General features: G+C 65.6%; 17 protein-coding genes. 10 read left to right on the top strand and 7 right to left on the bottom strand.

Annotated elements, in window-relative coordinates:
- Positions 1-3: 3 nt before the first annotated feature.
- The gene (pdxA, locus tag ABWW33_RS26065; protein ID WP_353404359.1) at positions 4-1,113 is read left to right on the top strand and encodes a 4-hydroxythreonine-4-phosphate dehydrogenase PdxA; all 1,110 of its coding nucleotides are present in this window, start codon (positions 4-6) and stop codon (positions 1,111-1,113) included.
- Positions 1,114-1,121: 8 nt separating this feature from the next.
- Positions 1,122-1,904, top strand: coding sequence for a 16S rRNA (adenine(1518)-N(6)/adenine(1519)-N(6))-dimethyltransferase RsmA (gene rsmA / locus ABWW33_RS26060; protein ID WP_353404357.1), 783 nt, complete (start codon positions 1,122-1,124; stop codon positions 1,902-1,904).
- Between the two features lie 164 nt (positions 1,905-2,068).
- Here the strand turns inward: rsmA and ABWW33_RS26055 are convergent, their stop codons facing one another.
- From ABWW33_RS26055 to ABWW33_RS26045, 3 genes are all read right to left on the bottom strand, one after another.
- Positions 2,069-2,707, bottom strand: coding sequence for a hypothetical protein (locus tag ABWW33_RS26055; protein WP_353404356.1), 639 nt, complete (start codon positions 2,705-2,707; stop codon positions 2,069-2,071).
- A 32-nt stretch (positions 2,708-2,739) separates the two neighbouring features.
- On the bottom strand, positions 2,740-3,345 hold the full coding sequence (locus tag ABWW33_RS26050; protein WP_353404355.1) for a hypothetical protein: 606 nt from the start codon (positions 3,343-3,345) through the stop codon (positions 2,740-2,742).
- 155 nt (positions 3,346-3,500) lie between these two features.
- Positions 3,501-4,904 carry a metallophosphoesterase gene (locus ABWW33_RS26045; RefSeq protein WP_353404354.1) on the bottom strand — a complete coding sequence of 468 codons (1,404 nt, stop codon included), beginning with the start codon at positions 4,902-4,904 and terminating at the stop codon, positions 3,501-3,503.
- Positions 4,905-4,998: 94 nt separating this feature from the next.
- Here ABWW33_RS26045 and ABWW33_RS26040 point away from each other — a divergent pair, with 94 nt between their 5' ends.
- Positions 4,999-5,706, top strand: a complete 708-nt coding sequence (locus ABWW33_RS26040; RefSeq protein ID WP_353404353.1) for an HAD family hydrolase — start codon at positions 4,999-5,001, stop codon at positions 5,704-5,706.
- Positions 5,707-5,785: 79 nt separating this feature from the next.
- The gene (gene hrcA / locus ABWW33_RS26035; protein ID WP_353404352.1) at positions 5,786-6,802 is read left to right on the top strand and encodes a heat-inducible transcriptional repressor HrcA; all 1,017 of its coding nucleotides are present in this window, start codon (positions 5,786-5,788) and stop codon (positions 6,800-6,802) included.
- A gap of 93 nt (positions 6,803-6,895) precedes the next feature.
- On the opposite strand, the gene fur is transcribed toward hrcA, so the two are convergent.
- The gene (gene fur, locus ABWW33_RS26030) at positions 6,896-7,324 is read right to left on the bottom strand and encodes a ferric iron uptake transcriptional regulator (protein WP_176655716.1); all 429 of its coding nucleotides are present in this window, start codon (positions 7,322-7,324) and stop codon (positions 6,896-6,898) included.
- Positions 7,325-7,592: 268 nt separating this feature from the next.
- Between fur and ABWW33_RS26025 the strand changes: the two genes are divergently transcribed.
- Genes ABWW33_RS26025 through ABWW33_RS26005 form a run of 5 tightly spaced genes read left to right on the top strand, consistent with a single transcriptional unit; the run spans position 7,593 to position 10,509 of the window.
- On the top strand, positions 7,593-8,234 hold the full coding sequence (locus ABWW33_RS26025) for an outer membrane protein assembly factor BamE (RefSeq protein WP_176655715.1): 642 nt from the start codon (positions 7,593-7,595) through the stop codon (positions 8,232-8,234).
- A gap of 30 nt (positions 8,235-8,264) precedes the next feature.
- Positions 8,265-9,071 carry a 4-hydroxy-tetrahydrodipicolinate reductase gene (gene dapB / locus ABWW33_RS26020; protein ID WP_176655714.1) on the top strand — a complete coding sequence of 269 codons (807 nt, stop codon included), beginning with the start codon at positions 8,265-8,267 and terminating at the stop codon, positions 9,069-9,071.
- Positions 9,071-9,730: a MotA/TolQ/ExbB proton channel family protein gene (locus ABWW33_RS26015; RefSeq protein WP_176655713.1), complete on the top strand. Its 660-nt coding sequence runs from the start codon at positions 9,071-9,073 to the stop codon at positions 9,728-9,730. Before dapB ends, ABWW33_RS26015 begins: the two co-directional genes overlap by 1 nt.
- Before the next feature lie 27 nt (positions 9,731-9,757).
- Complete coding sequence (locus tag ABWW33_RS26010; RefSeq protein WP_353404351.1) at positions 9,758-10,183, top strand: ExbD/TolR family protein; 426 nt, start codon at positions 9,758-9,760, stop codon at positions 10,181-10,183.
- Positions 10,183-10,509 (top strand): barstar family protein, encoded by a 327-nt coding sequence (locus tag ABWW33_RS26005; protein WP_353404350.1) that lies wholly within the window; start codon positions 10,183-10,185, stop codon positions 10,507-10,509. The genes ABWW33_RS26010 and ABWW33_RS26005 overlap by 1 nt, the downstream gene beginning before the upstream one ends.
- Here ABWW33_RS26005 and map read toward each other — a convergent pair whose 3' ends face one another.
- The 3 genes from map to ABWW33_RS25990 all read right to left on the bottom strand — a co-directional run bounded on the left by map (position 10,510) and on the right by ABWW33_RS25990 (position 12,573).
- Complete coding sequence (map, locus tag ABWW33_RS26000) at positions 10,510-11,319, bottom strand: type I methionyl aminopeptidase (protein ID WP_353404349.1); 810 nt, start codon at positions 11,317-11,319, stop codon at positions 10,510-10,512.
- A gap of 45 nt (positions 11,320-11,364) precedes the next feature.
- Complete coding sequence (locus tag ABWW33_RS25995; protein ID WP_353404348.1) at positions 11,365-11,730, bottom strand: VOC family protein; 366 nt, start codon at positions 11,728-11,730, stop codon at positions 11,365-11,367.
- Positions 11,731-11,805: 75 nt separating this feature from the next.
- Positions 11,806-12,573, bottom strand: coding sequence for a DUF6597 domain-containing transcriptional factor (locus ABWW33_RS25990; protein ID WP_353404347.1), 768 nt, complete (start codon positions 12,571-12,573; stop codon positions 11,806-11,808).
- A 106-nt stretch (positions 12,574-12,679) separates the two neighbouring features.
- Between ABWW33_RS25990 and leuS the strand changes: the two genes are divergently transcribed.
- A complete protein-coding gene (gene leuS / locus ABWW33_RS25985; RefSeq protein WP_353404346.1) occupies positions 12,680-15,307 on the top strand; it encodes a leucine--tRNA ligase in 2,628 nt (875 codons plus the stop codon).
- Positions 15,308-15,317 lie beyond the last annotated feature (10 nt).

Below are 15,317 nucleotides of genomic sequence, written 5' to 3'. Positions count from 1 at the left end.
CGCGTGAGCGCCACTTTGAACCCTGGGCGCACCGCAGTGCGTTCCCCGTCCGCCCGTCCGGCGATCGCCGTCACGGTCGGCGAGCCGGCCGGCATCGGCCCGGAAATCTCGATCCGCGCCGCCTGGGCGCGGCGCCATGACGTCAACTGCGTGCTGCTGGGCGACGCCGCCTTCCTGGCCATGACGGCCAGCGCCATCGATCCCGCGATCCAGTTGTCGGCGCTGTCGCTGCAGGCGGTGCGCAACGGCGGCCTGCCGCACTTCGGCCCCGGGCGCATCAGCGTGATCGACGTGCCGCTGTCCGCGCACGTGGTGCCGGGCCGGCTGGACAAGGAAAACGGCCGCGCCGTGCTGGCCACGCTGGACGCCGCCATCGAGGGCGTGCGGGCCGGCTGGTTCGAAGCGGTGGTCACCGCGCCGCTGCAAAAGAGCACCATCAACGACGCCGGCGTCAAATTCTCCGGCCACACCGAATACTTCGCCGACCAGACGGGCACGCCGCAGGTGGTGATGATGCTGGCCGGCATGCCGGCGTCGCCCGCCGGCGCGCCGCCGCTGCCGCCGTTGCGCGTGGCGCTGGCGACCACGCACCTGCCGCTGAAGGACGTCGCCGCCGCGCTGAGCCAGGACGGGCTGGCGCGCATCCTCGACATCATAGACCACGACCTGAAGACCAAATTCGGCATCGCCGCGCCGCGCATCCTGCTGTGCGGCCTGAACCCGCACGCGGGCGAGGGCGGCTACCTGGGACGCGAAGAGATCGACGTCATCGCGCCGGCCATCGCGGCGGCGCGGGCGCGCGGCATCGCCGCCTCCGGCCCGTATCCGGCCGACACGCTGTTCCAGCCCAAATACCTGAAGGACGCCGACTGCGTGCTGGCCATGTACCACGACCAGGGCCTGCCGGTGCTGAAGTACGCCACCTTCGGCCAGGGCGTCAACATCACGCTGGGCCTGCCGCTGATACGCACCTCGGTCGACCACGGCACCGCGCTGGACCTGGCCGCCAAGGGCCTGGGGCTGGCCGATTGCGGCAGCATGGAGGCGGCGATCGACACCGCCGTCGCCATGGCCAACGCCGCGGCCTCCCAGCCTCCTAATCACTCTCAATAAGAACAATCATGAAACACGTCGCCCGCAAACGCTTCGGCCAAAACTTTTTACACGATAAATACGTCCTCTCCAGCATCACCGACGCCATCGCCCCGGCGCCGGACGACGCGATGGTGGAAATCGGCCCCGGCCTGGGGGCGATGACCGAGCAGCTGATGCGCACGCTGAAGATGATGCACGTTGTCGAGCTGGACCGCGACCTGGTGGCGCGGCTGGAAAAGACCTACAACCCGGCCAAGCTGACCATCCACGCCGGCGACGCCCTGAAGTTCGATTTTTCCACGATCCCGGTGCCGGCCGGCCAAAAGCTGCGCATCGTCGGCAACCTGCCGTACAACATCTCCAGCCCGCTGCTGTTCCACCTGGCGACGTTCGCGCCGCAGGTGCAGGACCAGCATTTCATGCTGCAAAAAGAAGTGGTGGAGCGCATGGTGGCCGAGCCGGGCAGCAAGACCTACGGCCGCCTGTCGGTGATGCTGCAATGGCGCTACGACATGTCGCTGCTGTTCGTGGTGCCGCCGGAAGCGTTTGATCCGCCGCCGAAGGTGGAGTCGGCGATCGTGCGCATGATCCCGGTGGCCAACCCGCTGCCGTGCGACGGCCCGACCTTGGAGGCGGTGGTGCTGAAGGCGTTCTCGCAGCGCCGCAAGGTGATCCGCAACTGCCTGGCCGGCATGTTCACCGAGGAACAGATCGTCGCCGCCGGCATCGACCCGACCATGCGTCCGGAAACGGTGGGCCTGGCCCAGTACGTCGCGCTGGCCAACCTGCTCAAGCCGCAAACCGTCTAGGCAAAAAAAAGCCCGCTGGTTAAAGCGGGCTAAATCCAATTCCTTTGCAAGAAGTGGAGGAGACAGGTGAATTATGCTGCGACGCGGCATATAACACAAGTTTATTTTTCACATATCGAACATCATGAATGTGAATAACACTCCTCCCGCTTCCCGTCCTTCGCTTAGTTCGTCGTGCAGGTCAGCACCAGGTTGCTGACATTGTTTTCATGCATCACGCCGGTGCCGTTGACCAGCGTGCAGGTGGCGCCGACCGGCTGGGTCAGGATGGTCACGCCGTAGGCCTGGCCGTCCGCCACTTCGCTGCCGAACACGAAATCACCCTTGCCGCTGCTGTCGGTCGGGCTGCTGACCGTCAACTGGCCGCCGCTCGAGCCGTTCAGCAGCACCACGCTGCGGTTGAGCAGCGTGTCGGGCGTGGCCGAGGTCGCGTCCTTGTACTGGAACAGGCCGCTGAACTGGCCGCCCAGCGTGTGGGTGGCCTGCTTGCACACTATTTGGGCCGCGATGGCGACGTTGTGGCCGGCCGAGCCGACATTCCCTCCTATTGCGCACGCCATGTGCGCGGGCTGGGTCTGGATGGTGATGTTGTAGTCGGAGCCGTACGGGATCTGGTGCGGGAACACGAAGCTGCTGGCGCCGGCCGGCACCTTGACGGTGTCGCTGCCGTTGGCCAGCACCAGGCCGTCGTTGTTCAAGCCTGCAATCGTGCCCTGCACCGCGAACTGCGCCTTGCCGCCGCAGCCGGCCAGCGCCGCAGCCAGGATCAGCGCCGCGCCGGCGCCCAAAGTCGAAAATTTCATGTATTACTCCAAAAAATAAGCGGGGCCGGCAATTATTGGCAGGTGACGGTGACCGGCGAGTAGTCGCCGGCCGGCATCGTGCCGACGTTGTTGGCGATGGTGCAGGTCTTGGTGGTGTCCTTGGGCTGCGACAGGATGGTCACGCCGAACGGCGAGCCGTCGCCGACCTTGGTCGGGAAGGTGAAGCTGACCGGCGTCGAGGCCGATGCGCCCGGCAGGATCGCCACCGTGTCGGAGCCGTTGGCCAGTACCAGGCCTTTGGTGTCCAGGCCGGTGACGGTGCCGCCCAGGGTCCACGGATTGGTCACGCAGATGAAGGCGATGTAGTAGGCGGTGTAGACGTTGGCCTTGCCGGTGTTGGTGGTGCCGCTCGGAGCGCACTTGGCGCCGGTCGGCTGGGTATCGACGACGATGTTGAACTGCTCGTCGACGGCGGCCAGCTTGGTGAAGACGAAAGTACTCGTGCCGTTCGGGATAGGCAGCTTCTCGCCGGTGTTGGTGTTGACCAGCACCAGGCCATCCTTGGTCAGGTTGCTGACGGTGCCGGACAGGGCCAGGCTGCCGTTGCCGCCGCCGCAGGCGCTCAAAATGACGGCACACAGCAGGGCGAGGCCCGAACGCAGATACAAACTTTTCATAAAAATCTCTCTCCAAAACGAATAGGGCCGGCAACACCACTGGGTGCAGCATATTACACGGAATTGCCCGGTATTTTAGTGCATTTGGTAACGCCGGGCCCTGAACCGATGTAACAGCATGTGACACCGGACCGGCGGCGGCGGCGGCTGCCGCCTTATTTGACCTGCGCGGCGTCGCAACTGGAGCGGCGGCCGTCGATGCGGCAGCGGTTGCGCACCTTGCCCTGCAGATCGTGCACCAGCACCTCCCATTGCTCGGCGCCGCGCCGCTCCATGGTCATGAAGCCGAAGCCGTCGACCCAGGAACTGAAGCTGTCGACCACCGCGCCCGGCGCGGGCGTGGCGCCGGCCGGCAGCCGCTCGGGCAGCGGGACGATATCCTCGGCGGTGCCGGAAAAGCCGGAAATCAGCTGGCTCGGGTGGCCGCTGGAAAAACTGACCTGTTCCCACAGGTGCACATGGCCGGACAGCATGGTCTGTATCGCGGCCGGCAGCAGTTGCGGGTTGAGCGAGCCGAACGCCTGCTGCAGGCCGGCGTCGCCCGTCAGCAGCACGATGGGGCCGTCGCCCTTGCGGTCGGCGCCCATGCCCAGCAGCGGGTGGTGGGTGATGCCGATGTTGTGCGGCGCCTGCCGCGACAGCGCGTCGACCTTGCGGTACAGCTCGCGGTATTTGTCGTAGCCGAGGTCGCCCGGCTTCAGGCCCTTCCACGTGGTGGCGGCGGTGTCCATGACGATCAGCTGGGTGGACTGGCCGATAGTCACGGCGTAGGGATCGCTGTAGTTGCCGACGGCGTCGTCGGCGTCGGCGTTGCAGTCGCGGCCGGCCAGCAGCGGGCGCGGGTCGAGGAAGCGCCAGTAGCCCTGGCCGCCGCGCGGGCAGCTTTCATGATTGCCGCGCGCCATGATCCACGGCGCCGCCCGCAGCAGCGCCGCGCCGGGGGCGAAGAAGTCGGCGTTCCACGCGTCCCAGCCGTAGCCCCAGGGACTGCCGGCGCAGCCGGCGTCGCCGTCGGGACAGGCGTTTTCGCGGTAATGGTAGTCGCCGACGTGGATCACCAGGTCCGGACGCCAGGCGGCGGCCTGGGCCGCCACGGCGGCGAACGGGTAGGCGGCGCCGTCGTTGCAGGCCTGGTAGCTGGCGCTGCTCTTTTGCAGGCGGCAGCCGGTGTCGCCGATGACGACGATGCGTTGCGGCTCGGCCTTCGGCAGCGGCAGCGCGCGGCCCAGCACGGTGGCGCCTTGGCCGCCCGCCGGCAGCGGCGCCTCGCAGGTCAGCAGCGGGAAGCTGGCCGGCCTGGAGTCGGCCGGCGCCGATGGCGTGGAGCGCAGCGCGATGGTGGCGGCCGGCGCGCGCACGGCCATCGCCAGCGGGCGGCCGTCGATGACGATGTCGGGGCAGGCCGGCGCGGCGACCAGCACGCGCGCCACGGCGGCGCCGTTGTCGCCCATCACCACGAACGAGGAAAAGTCCGGCTGCTGGACGGCGGTGGCGCAGCCGGCCAGCAGCGAGGCCAGCGCCAGGGCCGGCATTGGACGGCAAAGAGTGGTCGGGAACACGGCATCTCCGGCTGAGTAATCCAATAATTTACCATGCCGTCACGGCGCCGTGATCGGTGCGACAATACCGCTTGTCCACTATTTTTGGCCCGCCATGACCTCACGCCGCCCCCACGCCTTGTTGTTCGACCTCGACGATACCCTGTGGCCGATCGGCCCGGTCATCGCGGCGGCGGAAGTCAGCTGGCACGCCTGGCTGGCCGAGCGCGCGCCCAAGGTGACCGGCAAATATACGATCGCCGAGCTGCGCGCCATGCGCATGGCGCTGCTGGAGCGCCGGCCCGAGCTGGTGACCGACCTGTACCAGCTGCGCCGCCAGGCGCTGCTGGACGTGTTTGCCGAAACCGGCGAGGACGCCGTCCATGTGGAAGGCGCGATGCGCCACTTCGCCGAGTGCCGCAACGCCGTCACGCCGTTCGCCGACGTGGTCCCGGCGCTGGCCGAGCTGCAGCGCATGCTGCGGCTGGGCGTGATCACCAACGGCAATGCCGATCTTGAAGTCATAGGGCTGCACCACCATTTTGAATACACGCTGGCGTCGGCCAGGTTCGGCCGCGCCAAGCCGGACCCGGACATCTTCCTGGCCGCCTGCGAGGCGATGGGGGTGGCGCCGCGGGACGCGGTCTACGTCGGCGACGACCTGCGGCTGGACGTGCAGGGCGCGCAAGGGGCGGGGCTGCGGGCGGTATGGATGAACCGTGGCGGCGGCAGCGCGCACCTCGAGGCCGGCATCGCGCCGGACGCCATCTGCGCCTCGTTCGACGAACTTCTGGCCTGGGTACGCGAGCAAATGCGGCATTGACGCCACGCCGCGGCCCCCGTCCGGCGCGGAGCGTGCATAATAGAAGCAAACCCGACGGAACTACCTCGATAGACTCAACATGCAACTCGATACACGCGCACAAACACTGCTCAAGGCCCTGGTCGAACGCTACATCGCGGACGGCCAGCCGGTAGGCTCGCGCGCGCTGTCCAAGATCTCCGGACTGGACCTGTCGCCGGCGACGATACGCAACATCATGGCCGACCTGGAGGAGCTGGGCTACGTGGCCAGTCCCCACACCTCGGCCGGCCGGGTGCCGACGCCGCGCGGCTACCGCATCTTCGTCGACACGCTGCTGACGGTGCAGCACCTGGACGAGCAATCGGTGGAGGGGCGCATGCGGCTGCAGGCGCCGCAGCCGCAGAAGATGATTTCCAACGCCGCGCAGATGCTGTCGTCGCTGTCGCAGTTCGCCGGCGTGGTGCTCAGCCCGCGGCGCGAGTCGGTGTTCCAGCAGATCGAATTCCTGCGCCTGGGCGAGAAGCGCATCCTGCTGGTGATCGTCGGCCCGACCGGCGACGTGCAGAACCGCCTGCTGCTGACCGACGTCGACTACAGCCCGGCGCAGCTGGTGCAGTCGGCCAACTACATCAACCAGAACTACGGCGGGCTGGCCTTCGACGAGGTGCACACGCGGCTGCAGCACGAGCTGCGCCAGCTGCGCGACGACATGGGGCGGCTGATGCAGGCGGCGGTGGAGGCGGGCAGCGAGGCGATGGCCGACAACTCGGACGACATGGTCATCGCGGGCGAGCGCAACCTGCTGTCGGTCAGCGACCTGTCGTCGAACATGACGTCGCTGCGGCAGATGTTCGACATGTTCGAGCAGAAGACCGGGCTGATGCAGCTGCTCGACGTGTCGAGCAAGGCCAGCGGCGTGCAGATTTACATCGGCGGCGAATCGAGCCTGGTGCCGATGGACGAGATGAGCGTGGTCACCGCGCCGTACACGGCCAACGGCAAGATCGTCGGCACGCTGGGGGTGATCGGCCCGACGCGCATGGCCTACGAGCGGGTGATACCGATCGTCGACATCACCGCCAAGCTGCTATCGAACGCGCTGAGCCACAACTAATCCGGGGTCAGATCCGACATTTGGACACGGGCTCTACCGTAGCGGCTGCTACGGTAGAGCCCGTGTCCAAATGTCGGATCTGACCCCGGATTTTCAAGGGCGGTGCGGGCAGGCGGTCTTGGTGCAGTTGCCGTAGATCGCCAGCGCGTGCTCGGCGATCTTGAAGCCGCGCTCTTTCGCCACCAGTTGCTGACGCGTTTCGATTGCCTCGTCGAAGAATTCCTCCACGCGGCCGCAGTCCAGGCACACCAGGTGGTCGTGGTGCGAGCCTTCGTTCAGCTCGAAGATGGCCTTGCCGGTTTCGAAGTGGTTGCGGTTCAGCAGGCCGGCCTGCTCGAACTGGGTCAGCACGCGGTAGACGGTGGCCAGGCCCACATCCATATTGTCGGCCAGCAGGATCTTGTAGACATCCTCGGCGGTCAGGTGGCGCACTTCGCTGTTCTGGAAAATATCCAGGATTTTGAGGCGTGGCAGCGTGGCTTTCAGGCCGCTGGCCTTCAGATCGGTAGGATTGTTACCCATGGTCGAGACTCTATAATGTGGTTGGCGGTGCGAGGTGACAGTTTAACGCACTCCGGGTGCCGCCGCAGCTAAATCGCCCCCGCGGCGCGCGCCGGGGGGAAATTTACATTTGCAATGTTTTACAATTATTCTTTATAAAACAAGGACATAACATCCGATTTGCTGGATAATGCGATCTCTTCGAGTGCCCACGCAGCCCCATGTCGCGGCTTGTGCTTTATGATATGGCGTTTTTCGGCACTTCCGCTCGATCAGATTGAGGACAACCATGCGCGTCACCCAGGCTTTATCGCAGTCTTTGTTGCACCGTTTCACTCCCCGGCTCGCAGGCGCTGTGTGCGTCGCGCTGGCGCTGGGCGGCTGCGCTTCCAACACCACGCTGGGCGAGAAATCGACCGCAGTGAAAGAAACCGGTGCCACGCTGGACGCCAACAAGGGCGCGCAAACGACCACCATCACCCAGCTGCAGAAGTTCATGTGGTTCTTCTCGCCGTATCGTCCGGACATCCAGCAGGGCAACTTCGTCTCCGAGGAAATGCTGGCGCAGCTGAAGGTCGGCATGACCCAGGACCAGGTGCGCTTCATCTTCGGCACCGCGCTGCTGACCGACCCCTTCCACGCCAGCCGCTGGGACTACGCGTTCCGCATGGCCAAGGGCAACGGCGAAATCACCACCAGCCGCGTGATCGTGTTCTTCGACAAGGACAACAAGGTCGCGCGCTGGGAAGGCGGCAACCTGCCGACCGAAAAAGAATACATCGCCCGCATCGCCGGCCCGGCGCCCAAGGTCAAGAAAAACCTGGACGTGCCGGACGCCCGGCCGGTCGGCAACACCTCGCCGATCCCGGCCGGCAGCGACAACGCCGCCGCGTCGCCGGTCGGCGTCACGGTGACGAACGACAAGAAATAAGCACCAACGAACAAACACGAGGACAGCAGCATGACTGACATGAACATCGCCATCGCCGGCGCCGGCGGCCGCATGGGCCGCATCCTGATCGAAGCGGTGCTGGACGCGCCGGACGCGCGCCTGTCCGGCGCGCTGGACCGCGCCGGTTCGGCCAACGTCGGCAGCGACGCTGCCGCCTTCCTCGGCAAGCCGGCCGGCGTGCTGGTGGAATCGGAATTCGCCAAGGGCCTGGCCGGCGCCCAGTTCCTGATCGACTTCACCCGTCCGGAAGGCACGCTGGAGCACCTGGCCTATTGCGCCGAGCACGGCATCAAGATGATCATCGGCACCACCGGCTTCGACGCGGCGGGCAAGGCGGCGATCGCCGAGGCGGCCAAGAAAACCGCCATCGTGTTCTCGCCCAATTTCAGCGTCGGCGTCAACGTCACGCTCAAGCTGCTGCAGCAGGCCGCCAAGGCGCTGTCGGTCGGCTACGACATCGAAGTGATCGAAGCGCACCACCGCCACAAGGTCGACGCGCCGTCCGGCACCGCGCTGAAGATGGGCGAAGTGCTGGCCGACGCGCTGGGCCGCGACCTGAAGGACTGCGCCGTCTACGCCCGCGAAGGCGTGACCGGCGAGCGCGATCCGTCGTCGATCGGCTTTGCCACCATCCGCGGCGGCGACATCGTCGGCGACCACACCGTGCTGTTCGCCGGCACCGGCGAGCGCATCGAGATCAGCCACAAGTCGAGCAGCCGCGTGACCTATGCGCACGGCTCGCTGCGCGCCTGCCGCTTCCTGGCCGACAAGGCCACCGGCCTGTACGACATGAACGACGTGCTGGCGCTGAACTGATGACGCCCAACCACTTCACCCTGGCCAGCTACTGGGAACAGGGCGACACCATCAGCCACATCGTGGCGCTGGTGCTGCTGGCGATGTCGCTGGTGAGCTGGTTCTTCATCCTGGCCAAGGCTTATGCCGCCTGGCGCATCCGCCGCAGCGCACCGGCCGTGCAGGGGTTCTGGGACGCGCCGTCGATGACGGACGGTGTCGCCACGCTGGCCCTGGCCGATCCCGAGCAGATTTTCCTGCCGCTGGCGCAGCAGGGCGCGGCGCAGCTGGCCGCCTCCGGCCGTGCTTCGCTGGGCGGCGAGATGAACCATGCGGCGCAGGTCACGCGCGTGCTGCGCGTGGCGATCCAGCGCTCCACCAACCGGCTCGAAGGCGGCCTGACCTTGCTCGCGTCGATAGGCGCCACCGCGCCCTTCGTCGGCCTGCTGGGCACCGTGTGGGGCATCTACCACGCGCTGGCCAATGTGTCGGCCAGCGGCACGGTGCAGATCGACAAGGTGGCCGGCCCGGTCGGCGAGGCGCTGATCATGACGGCCATCGGCCTGACGGTGGCGATCCCCGCGGTGCTGGCGTATAACGGTTTCAACCGCGTCAACCGGCTGACCCTGGCCGAGCTGGACGCCTTCGCGCACGACCTGCACGCGTATCTGACAAAATAAGCAGGTAATCCACTGCCGGGAGCAAGCATGAGCTTTGGCGCATTCAACCACCACCGCAATCCGGGGCCGATGGCCGACATCAACGTCACGCCGATGGTCGACGTGATGCTGGTGCTGCTGGTGATCTTCATCCTCAGCGCACCGATGTTCACCAACGCCGTCAAGCTGGACCTGCCGAAGGCGCAGGCACAAGCCAGTCCGCAGCAGGCGGCCACGGTGACGCTGTCTATCGACGGCGCCGGCAAGATCTACTGGAACGACGACGCGGTCGAGCAGGATGGGCTGGAAAAGCGCCTGGTCGAAGCGGCCAAACTGGACCCGCAGCCGGAACTGCAGCTGCGTGCCGACAAGGACACCCGCTACGAAGTGGTGGCGCAGGTGATGGCGGCGGCGCAGTCGAACGGATTGACGAAGTTGGGATTCGTGACGGACCCCAGGAAAGAGAAAAAATAATGGCAACCGCAGAATTGAACGGCGCGGCGATCGTCGATTTCGGCAGCTTCCACGCGGCCTGCAAGGCGGCGATGGGCTTCCCCGACGGCTACGGCAACACGATGGACGCCTGGGTCGATTGTCTGAGCTATCTGCGCGATGAAGACGGCATGAGCAAGTTCCGCCTGAAGCCGAACGAGGTGCTGGAGATCGTCATCCAGGACGCCGGGGCGATGAAGGCCGCCGTGCCGGATATCCTGGAAGAGGTGGCGTACTGCGTGGCCGGCATCAACGAGCGTTACGAAGATTACGGCGAGAAGCCGGCCTTGAAGCTGACGCTGAAATAATCAGCCGGCGATAGGGATTTGCGCCTTGGCGCCGGTTTCGCCGGGCGCCAGCGTCAGCACCTCGAACCCGGTCTCGGTCACCAGCACCATGTGTTCCCACTGCGCCGACAAGGATTTGTCGCGCGTCTCGACGGTCCAGCCGTCGCTCAATTCCTTGGTTGCCGCGCGGCCGGCGTTGATCATCGGTTCGATCGTGAACAGCATGCCCGGCTTGAGCACCACGCCCTGGCCCGGACGGCCGTAGTGCGTCACCTGCGGTTCCTCGTGGTACACCATGCCGATGCCGTGGCCGCAGTAGTCCAGCACCACGCTGTAGCCGGCCTTCTCGGCGATGGTCTGGATCGCGAAGCCGACGTCGCCCAAGGTGGCGCGCGGCTTGACGGCGCGGATGCCGGCCCACATCGCCGAATACGTCGTCTCGACCAGCTTGCGCGCCGATTTCGACGGCTCGCCGACGTAGTACATGCGGCTGGTGTCGCCGTGCCAGCCATCCTTGATGACGGCCACGTCGATGTTGATGATGTCGCCATCCTTGAGCACCTCGTCGTCGGCCGGAATGCCGTGGCAGACCACGTGGTTGACCGAGCTGCACACGGTGGCCGGGAAGCCGCCGTAGCCGACGTTGGCAGGTATCGCCTGCTGCACGTTGACGATGTAGTCGTTGCACAGCTTGTCGAGGTGGCCGGTGGTCACGCCGGCCTTGACGTGCGGGCCGATCATCGTCAGCACATCGGCCGCCAGCTGGGCGGCGACACGCGCCAGGACGATTTGCTCGGGCGACTTGATCAGGTTGGCGTTACGGCGGGACATGGCACTACCTCTTTATTTTTCAGAGGCAGTAGTGTGCCACATCCGCTAGCGGACTGCTGCCAAATCGAAGTGCGGGTTGTCGATCAGGCAAAGCAGGTTGCCGAACGGGTCGGCCAGTTCGACCGTCCTGATGCCCTCGCCGACGTCCTGGATCGCCCCCGGCAAGGTGGCACCCAGCGCCACGATGCGCGCGACTTCGGCCTCGATATCGTCCACGCCCCAGTAGACCATGCTGCCGGTGGTGCCCGGCGTGCCGTCCGGTATCAGCCCCAGTTCGAAGCCGCCGATGTTGAAGCCGACGTAGAAAGGCTGGTCGAAATACGGCCCGGTGCCGAACACCTTGCCGTACCAGGCCTTGGCGGCGGCCAGGTCCGCCACCGGATATGCCGCAGTACGTAGTCCCTTGATCATGATGCCTGTCTCCATGAAGATGTTGAAAACATCATCTTGGCACATAGCCAGCGGCGGCGATTGTAAAAATGGAAGCTAGGCCGCCAGCAGGAAGCGCTCCGGGGCGCTGCCGGAAAATTCCTGGAACTCGTGGATCAGGTGGGACTGGTCGAAATAGCCGCAGTCCAGCGCCAGTTGCGCCCAGTCCGGCGCTGCAGCGGCTTTCAGCGCACTGGTGGCGCGGCGGAAGCGGCAGATGCGGGCATAGAGCTTGGGCGACAGGCCGACCCGCTCGCGGAACTGCGCCGCCATGTGCTGGCGCGACACGCCCATCCGCGCCGCCAGGTCCTCGATGCGCAGGCCGCCGCCGCTGGCGTCCAGCGCGGACAGTGCCCGGCGCACCAGCGCATCGGCGCCCGCGCCGCCGTCCGCGACGCGTTCGGCCAAGCGTTGCAGGAGTTGTTTTTCAATTAATTTTATGCGCTGATGGTCGGATAGCTCTCCGGTCCACAGCCCGTCGGCCAGCCGGTCGGCCTCGCTCCGGCCCCACAACTGGTCGATATCGGCGCGCTGGTCGGTCAGCACGTGCAGCGGCAAGGCCAGGAAAACCCCGGCGGCGCCCGGTTTGAAGCGCACCGCCACCGTCCGCACGGGCCCGCTGCTGGCCACCTGGATGGCGCTGGTCATCATGCCCACCGCAAAACCGGCCTGGCCGCCGTCCTGCCAGAGGATGTCGACGCAATTGTCCGGCAACACCCGGTGCGTGTGGGTTTGCCCGGACGCGACGCCCGCCACGCAGGCCGTCCACATGCACTCCACATGGGCGGCAAGGGCGGGATGAGGGGGATATTCGCGGTAAAGCATGGGAACTATCTTACCTCAGAGGGTTGCCGGGGCCGACTCTCGTGCGCTATTGGCGCTTCAGCCAGTATAATGTCCGGTTCATATTCACTTTTGGCGCCACACCACCATGCAAGATAAATATAGTCCCGCCGACGTAGAAAAAGCCGCGCAATCCCACTGGAAAGCCATCGACGCCTACAAAGCCGTCGAGCACGACCCGCGTTTCCCGAAAGGCAAGTATTACGCATGCTCGATGCTGCCTTACCCATCGGGCAAGCTGCACATGGGTCACGTCCGCAACTATACGATCAACGATGTGATGTACCGCTATCTGCGCATGAACGGCTACAACGTGCTGATGCCGATGGGCTGGGACGCGTTTGGCATGCCGGCGGAAAACGCGGCGATGGCCAACAACGTGCCGCCCGCGCAATGGACCTATTCCAACATCGCCCACATGCGCGAGCAGATGGAGTCGATGGGCCTGGCGATCGACTGGTCGCGTGAAATGACCGCGTGCAAGCCGGAATACTACAAGTGGAACCAGTGGATGTTCCTGAAGATGCTGGAAAAAGGCATCATCTACAAAAAGACCGGCACCGTGAACTGGGATCCGATCGACCAGACCGTGCTGGCCAACGAGCAGGTGGTCGACGGCCGCGGCTGGCGTTCGGGCGCGCTGATCGAAAAGCGCGAAATCCCGATGTACTACGCCCGCATCACCGACTACGCCGACGAGCTGCTGGCCTATGTCGACGACAAGCTGCCAGGCTGGCCCGAGCGTGTGCGCACCATGCAGACCAACTGGATCGGCAAGTCGACCGGCGTGCGCTTCGCCTTCCCGCACCAGATCAAGGGCGCCGACGGCTCCCTGATCCAGGACGGCAAGATGTACGTCTTCACCACCCGTCCGGACACCATCATGGGCGTGACCTTCGCCGCCGTGGCGGCCGAGCACCCGCTGGCGATCCACGCCGCGCAGACCAATCCGGAACTGGCCGCGTTCAACGCCGAGTGCAAGCTGGGCTCCGTCATCGAAGCGGACATGGCGACGATGGAGAAGAAGGGCATGCCGACCGGCCTGTTCGTCACCCATCCGCTGACCGGCGATCAGGTCGAGGTCTGGGTCGGCAACTACGTGCTGATCACCTACGGCGACGGCGCCGTCATGGGCGTGCCTGCGCACGACGAGCGCGACTTCGCCTTCGCCAAGAAATACAATCTGCCGATCAAGCAGGTCATCAAGGCCGAAGGCAAGGAGTTCTCCGCCGACGCCTGGCAGGAATGGTATGGCGACAAGGACATCTCCATCGTCACCAACTCCGGCAAATACGATGGCCTGCGCTACGCGGAAGCGGTCGACGCCGTGGCCGCCGACATGGAAGCCAAGGGACTGGGCGAGAAGAAGATCACCTTCCGCCTGCGCGACTGGGGCATCTCGCGCCAGCGCTACTGGGGCACGCCGATCCCGATGATCCATTGCGGCGACTGCGGCGTGGTGCCGGTGCCGGAAAAAGACCTGCCGGTGGTGCTGCCGGAAGACTGCGTACCCGACGGTACCGGCAACCCGCTGAACAAATACGAAGCCTTCCTCAAGTGCGACTGCCCGCAGTGCGGCAAGCCCGCGCGCCGCGAAACCGACACCATGGACACCTTCGTCGATTCGTCGTGGTACTACATGCGCTATACCTCGCCGGGTGCGGACAAGATGGTCGACGAGCGCAATGACTACTGGATGCCGATGGACCAGTACATCGGCGGCATCGAACACGCGGTCATGCACCTGCTGTACGCGCGCTTCTGGACCAAGATCATGCGCGACTTCGGCCTGGTCAAGTTCGACGAGCCGTTCGTCAACCTGCTCACGCAGGGCATGGTGCTGAACGAGACCTACTACCGCGAAGACGCGGCCGGCAAGAAGACCTGGTTCAACCCGGCCGACGTCGACCTGACCTTGGACGACAAGGGCCGTCCGCAAGGCGCCGTGTCCAAGGCCGACGGCCAGCCGGTGCTGATCGGCGGCACCGAGAAGATGTCCAAGTCGAAGAACAACGGCATTGATCCGCAAGCGCAGATCGAACAGTACGGCGCCGACACCGCGCGCCTGTTCACCATGTTCGCCTCGCCGCCGGAACAGACGCTGGAATGGTCGGGCAGCGGCGTCGAAGGCGCCAACCGCTTCCTGCGCCGCGTGTGGGCGTTCGGCTACGCGCAGCGCGAGGCCATCGCCGCCGCCGGCGCGCCGCTGACCGCCGCCGCCACCACCGACGCCGGCAAGACCCTGCGCCGCGAGCTGCACAAGGTGCTGCAACAGGCGGACTACGACATCAAGCGCATCCAGTACAACACCGTGGTGTCGGCCTGCATGAAGATGCTCAACACGCTGGAATCGGCCAAGGATGCGGACGCCGCGTCGGTGTCCGAAGGCTACGCGATCTTCCTGCGCCTGCTGAACCCTGTGGCGCCGCACATCACCCACGTGCTGTGGGAAGAGCTGGGCTACGCCAAGGCGCACGGCGACATCCTCAACGTGCAGTGGCCGCAGGTCGATCCCGCGGCGCTGGAGCAGGCCGAGATCGAGATGATGATCCAGGTGAACGGCAAGCTGCGCGGCAGCGTGGTCGTGTCGAAAACCGCCGACAAGGCGAGCATCGAGGCGGCGGCGCTGGCCGAGGAAAGCGTGCAGAAGTTCATCGAAGGCACGCCGAAGAAGGTCATCGTGGTGCCGGGAAAATTGATCAACATCGTGGTTTAAACGGATACAA

This window comes from Duganella hordei, assembly GCF_040369125.1.
GTDB classification, from domain to species: Bacteria; Pseudomonadota; Gammaproteobacteria; order Burkholderiales; family Burkholderiaceae_D; genus Rugamonas; species Rugamonas hordei.
This window is presented reverse-complemented; position numbering and strand designations above follow the sequence as displayed.

Excerpts from the sequence above, each read along its gene's own strand:
- fur (WP_176655716.1), bottom strand. The coding sequence starts at position 7,324 with ATGGGTAACAATCCTACCGATCTGAAGGCCAGCGGCCTGAAAGCCACG.
- ABWW33_RS26005 (WP_353404350.1), top strand. The coding sequence starts at position 10,183 with ATGGCAACCGCAGAATTGAACGGCGCGGCGATCGTCGATTTCGGCAGC.
- ABWW33_RS25995 (WP_353404348.1), bottom strand. The coding sequence starts at position 11,730 with ATGATCAAGGGACTACGTACTGCGGCATATCCGGTGGCGGACCTGGCC.
- rsmA (WP_353404357.1), top strand. The coding sequence starts at position 1,122 with ATGAAACACGTCGCCCGCAAACGCTTCGGCCAAAACTTTTTACACGAT.
- ABWW33_RS25990 (WP_353404347.1), bottom strand. The coding sequence starts at position 12,573 with ATGCTTTACCGCGAATATCCCCCTCATCCCGCCCTTGCCGCCCATGTG.
- dapB (WP_176655714.1), top strand. The coding sequence starts at position 8,265 with ATGACTGACATGAACATCGCCATCGCCGGCGCCGGCGGCCGCATGGGC.
- ABWW33_RS26025 (WP_176655715.1), top strand. The coding sequence starts at position 7,593 with ATGCGCGTCACCCAGGCTTTATCGCAGTCTTTGTTGCACCGTTTCACT.
- ABWW33_RS26050 (WP_353404355.1), bottom strand. The coding sequence starts at position 3,345 with ATGAAAAGTTTGTATCTGCGTTCGGGCCTCGCCCTGCTGTGTGCCGTC.
- map (WP_353404349.1), bottom strand. The coding sequence starts at position 11,319 with ATGTCCCGCCGTAACGCCAACCTGATCAAGTCGCCCGAGCAAATCGTC.
- ABWW33_RS26010 (WP_353404351.1), top strand. The coding sequence starts at position 9,758 with ATGAGCTTTGGCGCATTCAACCACCACCGCAATCCGGGGCCGATGGCC.
- ABWW33_RS26055 (WP_353404356.1), bottom strand. The coding sequence starts at position 2,707 with ATGAAATTTTCGACTTTGGGCGCCGGCGCGGCGCTGATCCTGGCTGCG.
- leuS (WP_353404346.1), top strand. The coding sequence starts at position 12,680 with ATGCAAGATAAATATAGTCCCGCCGACGTAGAAAAAGCCGCGCAATCC.
- ABWW33_RS26015 (WP_176655713.1), top strand. The coding sequence starts at position 9,071 with ATGACGCCCAACCACTTCACCCTGGCCAGCTACTGGGAACAGGGCGAC.
- hrcA (WP_353404352.1), top strand. The coding sequence starts at position 5,786 with ATGCAACTCGATACACGCGCACAAACACTGCTCAAGGCCCTGGTCGAA.
- ABWW33_RS26040 (WP_353404353.1), top strand. The coding sequence starts at position 4,999 with ATGACCTCACGCCGCCCCCACGCCTTGTTGTTCGACCTCGACGATACC.